Origin of the sequence: Motilibacter deserti, assembly GCF_011250635.1 — a bacterium.
GTDB classification, from domain to species: Bacteria; Actinomycetota; Actinomycetes; order Motilibacterales; family Motilibacteraceae; genus Motilibacter_A; species Motilibacter_A deserti.
Genome location: NZ_JAANNP010000064.1, coordinates 1 through 11,145, shown reverse-complemented (window position 1 = coordinate 11,145; position 11,145 = coordinate 1). Strand labels below are relative to the sequence as shown.

Annotated in this window: 11 protein-coding genes and 1 pseudogene; all 12 read right to left on the bottom strand. The window is 72.8% G+C overall.

What is annotated here, in order from left to right; translation table 11 throughout:
• Positions 1 to 1,179: ATP-binding cassette domain-containing protein (locus G9H71_RS18990; protein WP_166284359.1), on the bottom strand; the 1,179-nt coding region annotated here is incomplete at its 3' end.
• 58 nt (positions 1,180 to 1,237) lie between these two features.
• Positions 1,238 to 4,603 carry a PAS domain S-box protein gene (locus G9H71_RS18985; RefSeq protein ID WP_166284358.1) on the bottom strand — a complete coding sequence of 1,122 codons (3,366 nt, stop codon included), beginning with the start codon at positions 4,601 to 4,603 and terminating at the stop codon, positions 1,238 to 1,240.
• A gap of 83 nt (positions 4,604 to 4,686) precedes the next feature.
• A complete protein-coding gene (gene truA / locus G9H71_RS18980) occupies positions 4,687 to 5,514 on the bottom strand; it encodes a tRNA pseudouridine(38-40) synthase TruA (protein ID WP_166284360.1) in 828 nt (275 codons plus the stop codon).
• A gap of 74 nt (positions 5,515 to 5,588) precedes the next feature.
• Entirely contained in the window at positions 5,589 to 6,251 is a 663-nt protein-coding gene (gene rplQ / locus G9H71_RS25590; RefSeq protein WP_166284357.1) for a 50S ribosomal protein L17, read from the bottom strand.
• 129 nt (positions 6,252 to 6,380) lie between these two features.
• Entirely contained in the window at positions 6,381 to 7,397 is a 1,017-nt protein-coding gene (locus G9H71_RS18970; RefSeq protein WP_166284356.1) for a DNA-directed RNA polymerase subunit alpha, read from the bottom strand.
• Between the two features lie 99 nt (positions 7,398 to 7,496).
• Positions 7,497 to 8,123, bottom strand: coding sequence for a 30S ribosomal protein S4 (gene rpsD, locus G9H71_RS18965; protein WP_166284355.1), 627 nt, complete (start codon positions 8,121 to 8,123; stop codon positions 7,497 to 7,499).
• A 37-nt stretch (positions 8,124 to 8,160) separates the two neighbouring features.
• Positions 8,161 to 8,571, bottom strand: a complete 411-nt coding sequence (gene rpsK, locus G9H71_RS18960; RefSeq protein ID WP_166166650.1) for a 30S ribosomal protein S11 — start codon at positions 8,569 to 8,571, stop codon at positions 8,161 to 8,163.
• Between the two features lie 76 nt (positions 8,572 to 8,647).
• Positions 8,648 to 9,028, bottom strand: a complete 381-nt coding sequence (rpsM, locus tag G9H71_RS18955; protein ID WP_166284354.1) for a 30S ribosomal protein S13 — start codon at positions 9,026 to 9,028, stop codon at positions 8,648 to 8,650.
• Between the two features lie 306 nt (positions 9,029 to 9,334).
• Positions 9,335 to 9,451 (bottom strand): 50S ribosomal protein L36, encoded by a 117-nt coding sequence (rpmJ, locus tag G9H71_RS18950; RefSeq protein ID WP_166284353.1) that lies wholly within the window; start codon positions 9,449 to 9,451, stop codon positions 9,335 to 9,337.
• Positions 9,452 to 9,514: 63 nt separating this feature from the next.
• Positions 9,515 to 9,736, bottom strand: coding sequence for a translation initiation factor IF-1 (infA, locus tag G9H71_RS18945; protein ID WP_121194827.1), 222 nt, complete (start codon positions 9,734 to 9,736; stop codon positions 9,515 to 9,517).
• Between the two features lie 268 nt (positions 9,737 to 10,004).
• Positions 10,005 to 10,820, bottom strand: a complete 816-nt coding sequence (map, locus tag G9H71_RS18940) for a type I methionyl aminopeptidase (protein WP_166284352.1) — start codon at positions 10,818 to 10,820, stop codon at positions 10,005 to 10,007.
• Between the two features lie 52 nt (positions 10,821 to 10,872).
• Positions 10,873 to 11,145 (bottom strand): annotated as a pseudogene (locus G9H71_RS18935) (adenylate kinase); the annotation flags it as partial.

Here is an 11,145-nt window from a genome sequence, read left to right as displayed (position 1 = left end):
CGCGCCCAGCCGCCACGTACCGGAGTGCTGTACGTCGCCGCCGGCGAGCAGCCGCAGGAAGTGCGACTTGCCCGAGCCGTTGCTGCCCAGCACCGCGACCCGGTCGCCGTAGTAGACCTCCAGGTCGAACGGCTGCATGAGCCCGGACAGCTCGAGCTGCTCGCAGATCACCGCACGGACGCCGGTCCGGCCGCCGCGCAGCCGCATGGTGACCTTCTGCTCGCGGGGCCGCTCCTCCGGCGGGCCCTCTGACTCGAAGCGCTCGAGCCGCTTCTGGGCCGCCTGGTAGCGGCTCGCGAGGCCGTCGTTGTAGGCCGCCTTGTTCTTGTAGAAGAGGACGAGCTCCTTGAGCTTGGCGTGCTCCTCGTCCCAGCGGCGCCGCAGCTCGTCCAGGCGCTCGAAGCGGTCGTGCCGCGCCTGCGCCCACGTCGCGAACCCGCCGCCGTGCACCCAGACGCCGCCGCCCGCCGCGCCGCCGGCCTCGACCGTGACGACCCGCTCGGCCGTGCGCGCGAGCAGCTCGCGGTCGTGGGAGACGAAGAGCACGGTCTTCGGGCTCTCGGCGATGGTGCGCTCCAGCCACTCCTTGCCCGGGACGTCGAGGTAGTTGTCCGGTTCGTCGAGCAGCAGCACCTGGTCCGGCCCGCGGAAGAGCGCCTCGAGCACGAGCCGCTTCTGCTCGCCGCCGGACAGTGTGCGCACCTCGCGCCACTGCGCCCGGTCGTACGGCACCCCGAGCGCGGACGTGCAGCAGGTGTCCCAGAGCACCTCGGCCTCGTAGCCACCGGCGTCGGCCCAGTCGGACAGCGCCTGCGCGTAGCGCAGCTGGGTCGGCTCGTCGTCGCGCTCCATCATCGCCAGCTCGGCGGCGTCGAGGGCTGCGGCCGCGGCCCGCACGGACGGCTGCGCGACCGAGACGAGCAGGTCGCGCACCGTCGACTCGTCACGCACGCTGCCGACCAGCTGCCGCATGACGCCGAGCCCGCCGCTGCGGGTGACCGCGCCCTGCTGCGGCGTCAGGTCGCCCGCGACGAGGCGGAGCAGCGTGGTCTTGCCCGCGCCGTTCGCGCCGACGAGCGCGGCCTTGAGGCCGTCACCGACCCGGAACGACACGTCCGTCAGCAGCACCCGGCCGTCGGGCAGGGCATGGCTGACCCCGGAGACGTCGACATGGCCCATGGTCAGGAAGTGTCGCCGGTGGGGCCGTCCGGCGCCTCCGGTTTTCCGCCCGCCGGGCTCACGCCCGCCCCGTCGCCGGGGCCCGGTCCGCGTCGAGGTCGACGACGCGGTCGAGCACGCGGTCGAGCTGGGTCGCCGGCGCGGGCCGGTGCAGCAGGAAGCCCTGCAGCAGGTCGCACCCGAGCTCGCGCAACTGGTCCGCCTGCGCCGGCCGCTCCACGCCCTCGGCCACCACGGTGAGCCCGAGCGACTTGGCGAGCGTCACCATGCTCGTGGTGATCGCGGTGTCGGTGCGGTCGGTGCCCAGGCCCGTCACGTAGACCCGGTCGATCTTGAGCGTGTCGAACGGCAGCGCCCGCAGGTGGGACATGTCGTTGTGGCCGGTGCCGAAGTCGTCGAGCGCGAGCCGGCACCCCAGGCTCACCAGCCCGTCGAGGTCACGCCGGACGACCCCGTCGATCTCGACCACCTGGCGCTCGGTGATCTCCAGGCAGAGCTTGTCCGGCGGCAGCCCGGTGGCGCGCAGCACCTCGTCGACCCGGTGGGTCAGCTCGGCCACACCCAGCTGGCGGCTGGACACGTTGACCCACATCTCCGGGGCCGCGGCGCCGAGGCGCTCGTGCCAGGCGGCGGCCTGGGCGCACGCCGCGCGCAGGACCCAGGCGCCCAGCGGCACCATGAGGTCGCGGTCCTCGGCCACGTCCAGGAAGGCGCCCGGCAGCAGCAGCCCGTGCTCCGGGTGCTCCCAACGGATCAGCGCCTCCAGCGCCGCGACCGCGCCGGTCCGCGCGTCGAAGGTGGGCTGGTAGTGCAGGACCAGCTCCCCGTCGGTCTCCAGCGCCCGACGCAGGTCCGCGGCGAGGCGGACCTGCCGAAGCGCCCGGGCCTGGTTCTCCGGGTCGGCCAGGGCGAACGTGCCGCGCCCGGCCCGCTTGGCGCGATACATCGCCGTGTCGGCCTCGCGCAGCAGGTCCTCGCCGCTCTCGTGACCGCTGCTCATCGCGATGCCGATGCTCGCCGTGACCCGGATCGAGTGGTCGCGCACGGGCACGTCGATGTCGAGCGCGGCCTCGACCCGGGACGCGACCACGCTCGCCTCGTCCGGGCCGTCCAGGCCCTCGCAGACCACGACGAACTCGTCCCCGCCGAGCCGGGCCGCGGTGTCGGTGTCGCGTAGGCACTGGGTCAGGCGGCGGGAGAAGTCCACGAGAAGCTCGTCGCCGGCCGCGTGGCCCAGCGCGTCGTTGACGTCCTTGAAGTTGTCCAGGTCGAGGTAGAGGACGGCGACCCGGCTCCCCTGCCGGGCCGAGCGCGCGAGCGCGCCCTGCAGGTGGTCCAGGAGCAGGACGCGGTTCGGCAGCCCGGTCAGGGCGTCGTGCATCGCCTGGTGCGCGAGCCGCTGCTCGGCCGCCCTGCGGGCCGTGACGTCCTCGACCTGGGTGATGGCGTACAGCGGCCTGCCGTCGAGGGCGTGGACGACCGACGTGCTCAGCCGCACCCAGACCGTCGCCCCCGACTTGTGGCAGAGCCGGCGCTCGGCGTTCCACTCCGAGGCCAGCCCCTCCGCGAGCTCGTCGACGACCGCATCGCTGGCCCGAGCGTCATCCGCGTGCAGCACTGCGGCGGTGGCACATCCGATCAGCTCCTCGGCCGGGCGCCCCAGCAGGCTGCACACCGTCCGGTTGACGTGGATGATCCGGCCGCGGTTGTGCGCCTCCAGCCCCGTCAGCACCATCCCGGTCGGCGCGTCCGCGAACGCCTGGCGGAACTGCTCCTCGCTGGCGTGCAGCTGGCGCTGCAGCGCGCGCGTCTCCGTCACGTCGCGCACGGTCGCGATGACCGCCGGGCCGTCGTCGAGGTCCACGGCGGCCAGGCTGATCTCCACCGGGACCGGCGACCCGTCCCTGCGCAGCGCCACCGCGCCCGGGGCATCCGCGCCATCCGCGCCGCCGGGCCGCCCGTCCAGGCCGTGTTCTGCGGCGCGCGGCACGAGGGCCTGCACCGGCCGCCCCACGAGCTCGGCCGCGGCGTACCCGAACAGCGTCTCGGTCCGGGTGTTGACCTCGCGCACGAGCCCGTTGCGGTCGACGACCAGGACCGCGTCGGGGATGCCCTGGAGCAAGCTGCGCTGACGCTGCTCGCTCGCCTGCAGCCGGCGTGCCGCCTCCTCCCGGTCGCGCTCGTCCAGCACGGTCGCCAGCACCGCGCGCGGGAGGCCCTGCGCGTCGTCGACCACGGTGGCCGAGATGAGGACCGGGTGCAGCGTCCCGTCCTTGCGCAGGTAGCGCCGCGGCGTCAGCTGTCGGCGGTAGCCCGGCTCCCGCCAGCCGCGCATGTCGGCCTCCAGCTGGGCTCGCTCGGCCGGCGCGACGAGGTCCACCACGCGGCGCCCGGCCAGCTCGCCCGGCTCGTAGCCCAGCATCTGCTCCAAGCAGCGGTTGGTCGTCAGCAGGGTGCCGTCGAGGCTCACCTCGGCCTGGCCCACCGCCGCCTGCTCGAACAGGGCGCGGTAGCGCTGCTCGGACTCGTACAGCCGCGCTCGCGCGGCAGCGGGGTCGTCGACCTCGACCCGGATCGCGCCGACCGCATAGACCTTGCCGTCGTCGTCGAGCAGCGGGAACTTCGTGGTCGCGTACTCGGCCGGCCGCCCGTCCAGCCGGCGGACGGTCTCGAGGACGTGCAGCGTCTGCCCGGTGGCGGCGACCTCGCGGTCCTGGGCGACCCACTCCTCGGCGTACGGCCCGAGCTCGTGCGCCGTCCTCCCGAGCACCTGCTCGGCGGCCATTCCCGTCCGCCGCGCGACCTCGCGGTTGACCAGCAGGTAGCGCCCCTCCAGGTCCTTCACCGCCACGAGCGCCGTGGTGTTGGCGAGCAGCGCGTCGAGCAGCCCGCGGGCGTGCGCCAGCTGCCCGGTCTGCTCGAGCGCGGTCGCGCTCTGCCCGGCAAGCCGCAGCAGCGCCATCACCTGCCGGGCCAGCACCTCGAGGTGCTCCCACTGGGCGTCCGTGAGGCGGGTACGGCGGGCCTGCAGGTCCTGCACGGCCAGCGCGCCGACCGGTGAGCCGTCGTCGGCCCTCAGGGGCACCCCGGCGTAGAACCGGACCCCGGGCCGACCGGCCACCGGAGGCAGCTCGGCGAAGCGCTGGTCGGCGGCGGCGTCGACCACCTCCAGGCGGTCCCCCGACTGCACCACGACCTCGCAGAGCGTGTCGCCCACACAGGAGTCGCGGAACCGCAGGCCGTGGCCCGCGGGGAACGTCACCCGGTCCTCGACCAGGAGGCTGACGGCGGCGATCGGCGTCCCGCACACCGCGGCCGCGAGCTGCGCCAGCCCGTTCAGCTCCCCGACGAGCGACCCGCTCAGCTGCTCGAGCTCGCGCGCGACCGACGGTCGGGTGCAGCCCACCATGCTCAAGTGCTCCACGTCGCATCCCCGTTGAGGACGTCGGCAATCTAGAACGCAGAGTGTGCCCCGAGCGCGCCGCGAATGCACCGGAAAGCCGTCAGTCAGGCCTCGAGCACGCGCACCCTCCGGGCCTGCGCCGCCCGTGCGGCCAGCTCGTCGTCCGCCGGGTAGCGCACCTCCTCCAGCACCAGGCCGTGCGCCGGAGCCACGGTCACCCCGGGGTCGCGCAGCCGGGCGTCGAGCACCGACCGCGGCCACTCCACGTCGCGCCGCGCGTCGCCGACCGCGAGCAGCGCGCCCATCAGCGCGCGGACCATGGAGTGGCAGAAGGCGTCCGCGACCAGTGTCGCGACGGCACGGCCCGCGTCGTCGCGCGCCCACTCCAGGAGGAGCAGCTCGCGAACGGTCGTGGCCCCCTCGCGCCGCTTGCAGTACGCGGCGAAGTCGTGCTCGCCGAGCAGGAGCTGCGAGGCCAGCTGCATGGCCTCGAGGTCCAGTGGGCGCGGGTGGCGCAGCACCCACGCGCGCTCGAGCGGGTCGGCCTTGGTGGCGTCGTCGCGGACGCGGTACGCGTAGCGGCGCGAGAGGGCCGAGAACCGGGCGTCGAAGCCGTCCGGCGCCGGTGCGGCCGAGCGGACCCGGACGTCGTCGGGAAGCATGCCGGCGAGCCGGCGGACGAGCGTCGGGCCGGTCCGCTCCCACGCCGCCGTCGGAGCGTCGACGTGGCAGACCTGGCCACGGGCATGGACGCCGGCGTCGGTCCGCCCCGCGACGGTCAGCGCCACCGGCTCGCGCCACACCAGGCCGAGCGCCTCCTCGAGCGTCCCCTGCACCGTGCGCTGGCCGGGCTGCCGGGCCCAGCCGGCGTACGCGGTGCCGTCGTAGCCGAGGTCGAACCGGATGCGGACGCGCTCGTCCTCGGCGAGCACCGGCCGGGAAGCGGCGAGCCCGCCGCCCCCCGGGAGGGGGACGGCGGGCTCGTCGTCGTGCGAAGGGCGGTCGGTCACGCCTTGTTCGGGTCGTTGTCAGGGTCGCCCTCGGCCTGCGACTCCTCGGTCGCCCCCGCCGTCTGCGCGGAGGTGCCCTCCTCGGCGGCCTGGTCGCCACCCTCGGGGGCGGACACGTCCGTCGCCGGGGTCTCGTCGCTCGCCGTCGTGCTCTCGTCGACCACGCTCTGCTCCTCTGCGGGAACCTGCTCGGATGCAGCAGAGGTACCCGTCGCGGCGGCCGCCTCACCCACCGAGACGTTGCCGCGCGCAGCCCTCGAGGTCGCGGCCTCGGCCTCGCCGACAGCGGTCTGCTGCACGGTGAGCGCCTCGACGAGCTCGATGATCGCCATCGGCGCGTTGTCGCCCGAGCGCGGGCCGATCTTCACGATCCGGGTGTAGCCGCCGGGGCGGTTGGCGAAGCGCGGCCCGATCTCGGTGAAGAGCGTGTGCACGATGCTCTTGTCCCGGATCACGGTCAGCACCTGCCGGCGCGAGGCCATGTCGCCCTTCTTCGCGAAGGTGATGAGCTTCTCCGCGTAGGGGCGCAGCCGCTTGGCCTTGGCCTCGGTCGTGCGGATCCGGCCGTGCTCGAACAGCGAGGTGGCGAGGTTGGCGAGGAGAGCCTTCTCCTGCGCGGGGCCGCCGCCGAGGCGCGGGCCCTTGGTGGGCGTGGGCATGAAGGTTCCTTGTCAGTCGGTCGCTGGGTCGCTACAGCGTCGTTCGGGCGGTGTTCGGTCGGCTCGCTGGCCACGAGCCTAGGCGCTGCCCCGGGGGAGCGAAGGCTCCCCCGGGGCAGGCCCGCGTGCTCAGTACTGCTCGTCCTCCGCGAAGGACGTGTCGTCGTCGGCGCCGAAGCCCTCGACGGCGGCGCTCGGGTCGAACCCGGGCGGGCTGTCCTTGAGCGAGAGGCCCATCGTCGCGAGCTTGGCCTTGACCTCGTCGATGGACTTCGCGCCGAAGTTGCGGATGTCGAGCAGGTCGGCCTCGCTGCGGCTCATCAGCTCGCCGACCGTGTGGATGCCCTCGCGCTTGAGGCAGTTGTAGGACCGGACCGTGAGCTCGAGCTCCTCGATCGGCATGCCGAGGTTCTCGGCGAACGCCTGGTCCTGCGGGGACGGGCCCATGTCGATGCCCTCGGCCTCGACGTTGAGCTCACGGGCCAGCCCGAAGAGCTCGACGAGGGTCTTGCCGGCGCTGGCCATGGCGTCGCGCGGCAGGATCGAGGGCTTGGTCTCGACGTCGACCACGAGGCGGTCGAAGTCGGTGCGCTGCTCGACGCGGGTCGCCTCGACCTTGTAGGTCACCTTGAGGACGGGCGAGTAGATCGAGTCGACCGGGATGCGGCCGATCTCCTGGCCGGGCTGCTTGTTCTGCACGGCCGAGACGTAGCCGCGGCCGCGCTCGACGGTCAGCTCGATCTCGAGCTTGCCCTTCTCGTTGACCGTGGCGATGTGCAGGTCGGGGTTGTGCACCTCGACGCCGGCCGGCGGGGCGATGTCGGCGGCGGTCACGGCGCCCGGGCCCTGCTTGCGCAGGTACATCACCACGGGCTCGTCGTGCTCGCTGCTGACGACGAGGTTCTTGATGTTCAGGATGATCTCGGTGACGTCCTCCTTCACGCCCGGAACGGTCGTGAACTCGTGGAGGACGCCCTCGATGCGCAGGCTCGTGACCGAGGCCCCGGGGATCGAGGAGAGCAGGGTGCGGCGCAGGGAGTTGCCGAGGGTGTAGCCGAAGCCCGGCTCGAGCGGCTCGATGACGAACCGCGAGCGGTACTCGGAGATCGGCTCCTCAGCGAGGGTGGGCCGCTGGGCGATGAGCACGGAGTTTCCTTCCGGCGGCGTCCGCCATATGACGCCGCGACGAGGGAATGGCGATGCCCCGGGGCCGCCGCGCCAGCGGACGGCCCCGGGACACGGGGACTACTTGGAGTAGAGCTCGACGATCAGCTGCTCCTGGACCGGCGTGTCGATGACCTGCCGGGCCGGGAGAGCGTGCACGAGGATGCGCATCTGGTTCGGGATGACCTCGAGCCACGCCGGGACGGTGCGCTCGCCGACGGTGGCACGAGCGATCACGAACGGCGTCATCTCGACCGAGCCGGGGCGCACCTCGACGATGTCGTTCTCCGTCACGCGGTACGACGGGATGTCGACCTTCTTGCCGTTGACCAGCAGGTGGCCGTGGCGGACGAACTGGCGGGCGGCGTCACGGCTGGGGGCGAACCCGGCGCGGTAGACGACGTTGTCGAGCCGGCTCTCGAGGATGCGGAGCAGGTTCTCGCCGGTCTTGCCCTGGCGCTTGTTGGCTTCCTCGTAGTAGCCGCGGAACTGCTTCTCGAGGACGCCGTAGATGCGGGCGCACTTCTGCTTCTCCCGCTTCTGCAGGAGGTACTCGCTGTCCTTGGTCCGGCCACGGCCGTGCTGGCCCGGCGGGTAGGGACGGATCTCGATGGGGCACTTCGGGGACTCGCACTTGCTGCCCTTGAGGAACAGCTTCATCTTCTCGCGACGGCAGCGCTTGCAGTCCGCGCCGGTGTAGCGGGCCATGGGTTACTTCGCTCCTACGATTCGTGGGCTGCGCGCGTCAGACGCGGCGGCGCTTCGGGGGACGGCAGCCGTTGTGCGGCACCGGCGTGACGTCCTGGATCGAGCCCACCTCGAGGCCGGTGGCCTGCAGCGAGCGGATCGCGGTCTCACGGCCCGAGCCCGGGCCCTTGACGAAGACGTCGACCTTGCGCATGCCGTGCTCCTGGGCGCGGCGGGCGGCGGCCTCGGCGGCCATCTGCGCGGCGAACGGCGTCGACTTGCGCGAGCCCTTGAAGCCCACGTGGCCGGCGCTGGCCCACGAGATCACGTTGCCCTGCGGGTCCGTGATCGAGACGATCGTGTTGTTGAACGTGCTCTTGATGTGCGCGTGGCCGTGCGCGACATTCTTCTTTTCCTTGCGGCGCACCTTCTTGGCGCCGCCGGCCTGCTGCCGTGTCCTGGGGGGCATGTCTGCTCTCGCTCCTGGAGGTCGTCGGTCCGGTAGGAAGGCGCTGCGCCGAAGGGCGCGGCACCTGCTACGGGGACTACTTCTTGCCGGGCTTCTTCTTACCGGCGATCGCGCGACGCGGGCCCTTGCGGGTGCGCGCGTTCGTGTGCGTGCGCTGGCCGTGGACCGGCAGGCCGCGGCGGTGCCGCAGACCCTGGTAGCTGCCGATCTCGACCTTGCGGCGGATGTCCGCGGCGACCTCGCGTCGGAGGTCACCCTCGGTCCGGTAGTTGCCCTCGATCCAGTCGCGGAGCCGAACGAGGTCGTCCTCGCCCAGGTCGCGGACCCGGGTGTCCGGGCTGACGCCGGTCTGGGCCAGCGTCTCCGCGGCGCGGGTGCGGCCGATGCCGTAGATGTAGGTCAGGGCGATCTCCACGCGCTTCTCGCGCGGGAGGTCGACGCCGACGAGGCGTGCCATGCGGTATGCGTCTCCTGAGTAGAACGGAGGTTCCTGCGCAGCGCCGTTCCCGCTCCTCGGCCGGGCCTGTCCTCCTCGCAGGCCGTCGGTTGGAGCAGGTCCCCGGCCTCCGTGCCGGGGGTGTCGTCCCGCGGATCTCCCCGCGGGGGTCGGGACGCTGCGTACTGAGCCGGTGCCGTGCCACCTCGCGGTGGCTCCGGGCTCCCGGTCGTACGTGCCGCGCCGGCTGGTGCAATCAGTCCGGTGCGGCGGGCGGGCCGGAAAGGCCCCGCCGGTGCGGCGGGCCGTCAGACGGCCCGCCGCTGCTCAGCCCTGCCGCTGCTTGTGCCGCGGGGTGGCCGAGCAGATGACCATGACCCGGCCGTGGCGGCGGATCACCTTGCACTTGTCACAGATCTTCTTGACGCTGGGCTTGACCTTCATGGAAATGAACCCCTGGACGTCTCGCCGGTGCGCGGGAGGCACGCCCGGATTCGTGTCGTTTGGCTACTTGTAGCGGTAGACGATGCGGCCGCGGTTGAGGTCGTACGGGCTGAGCTCGACGACCACCCGGTCCTCGGGGAGGATCCGGATGTAGTGCTGGCGCATCTTGCCGGAGATGTGCGCGAGGACCTTGTGCCCGTTCGCGAGCTCGACCCGGAAGAACGCGTTGGGCAGAGACTCGATGACGGTGCCCTCGATCTCGATGGCCCCTTCCTTCTTGGGCATGTCCTCCGCAATCCGTGGCGTGATCGAAGTAGCTTGTTGGTCTACCGTCCGACATCGGCACCCGGGTCGTCAGCTGCGCACTTGAGCGCGCACATGACAAACCCACGGCCGACGAAGAAGTCTACGTGACGGGCGCGCCACCGTCCAAACCCGGGCGATCACCGGACCTGGCGGGGCGCACGGCCGGCTCGACCGGACGTCGGGCGCCGAGCGGTGGACCGGGCGCCGAGCGCTGGGCCGGGCACAGCGCGCCGGCCGCCGTGGCCGCTCAGGCCGGGGTCGCGACGCCGAGTGCGGACAGCCGCTCGCGGCCGCCGTCGTGCGCGGTCAGGACCCACGGCCCGTCCGCGGTCAGCGCGACCGTGTGCTCGAAGTGGGCCGAGGACCGCCCGTCGCCCGTCACCACCGTCCAGCCGTCCTCGAGCTCGAGGACCTTGTGCGTGCCGAGGTTCAGCATGGGCTCGACGGCGAGCGCCATGCCCTCGACCAGGTGCATCCCTCGCCCGGCCCGCCCCACGTTCGGGACGTGCGGGTCCATGTGCATCTGGGAGCCGATGCCGTGCCCGCCGTAGCCCTCGACGACGCCGTAGGCGCCGCGCGAGCGCGCGGTCTGCTCGACCGCGGCGGACACGTCCCCGAGTCGCCCCCCGACGACGGCCTTGGCCAGGCCCGCCCACATCGCGTCCTCGCAGGCGGCCAGCAGCCCGGCCTGCTCCGCGGTCGGTTCCCCTACCGTCACCGTGAGCGCCGAGTCGCCGTGCCACCCCTCGAAGATCGCGCCGCAGTCCATCGCGACCACGTCGCCCTCGCGCAGCTGCTTCGCCCCCGGGATCCCGTGTACGACCTCCTCGTTGACCGAGATGCAGGTCGAGGCAGGGAAGCCGTGGTAGCCGAGGAAGGACGGCACCGCCCCGCGGGAGCGGATGACCTCCTCGGCGAGGGCGTCGAGCTCCTTGGTCGTGATCCCGGGCGCGACCGCCTGCCGCATCGCGGCCAGCGCGTCGGCGACGATCAGCCCGGCGCGGCGCATGAGCTCGATCTGCTCGGGGGTCTTCAGCTCGATGTCGTCACGACGGCGGAACACAGGCGGGTCTCCTTCGCGGCGGTGCCCGGTCCGGCCCGGGAGCCCGCGCGCTCTAGCGGTCGAAGCGGCGCAGCACCGAGAGGATGCGCGCGGTGACGCCGTCCACGGTCCCGGTGGCGTCGATGCGCTCGAGCAGCCCGTGCTCGGCGTAGAAGCCGACGACCGGGGCCGTCTGCTCGGCGTAGACCTGCAGCCGGCGACGGATCGTCTCCGGCTTGTCGTCCTCACGCTGGAAGAGCGCGCCGCCGCAGTGGTCGCACTGGTCCGGGACCGAGGACGGGTCGAAGTCCACGTGCCACACGCGGCCGCACGAGCTACAGGTGCG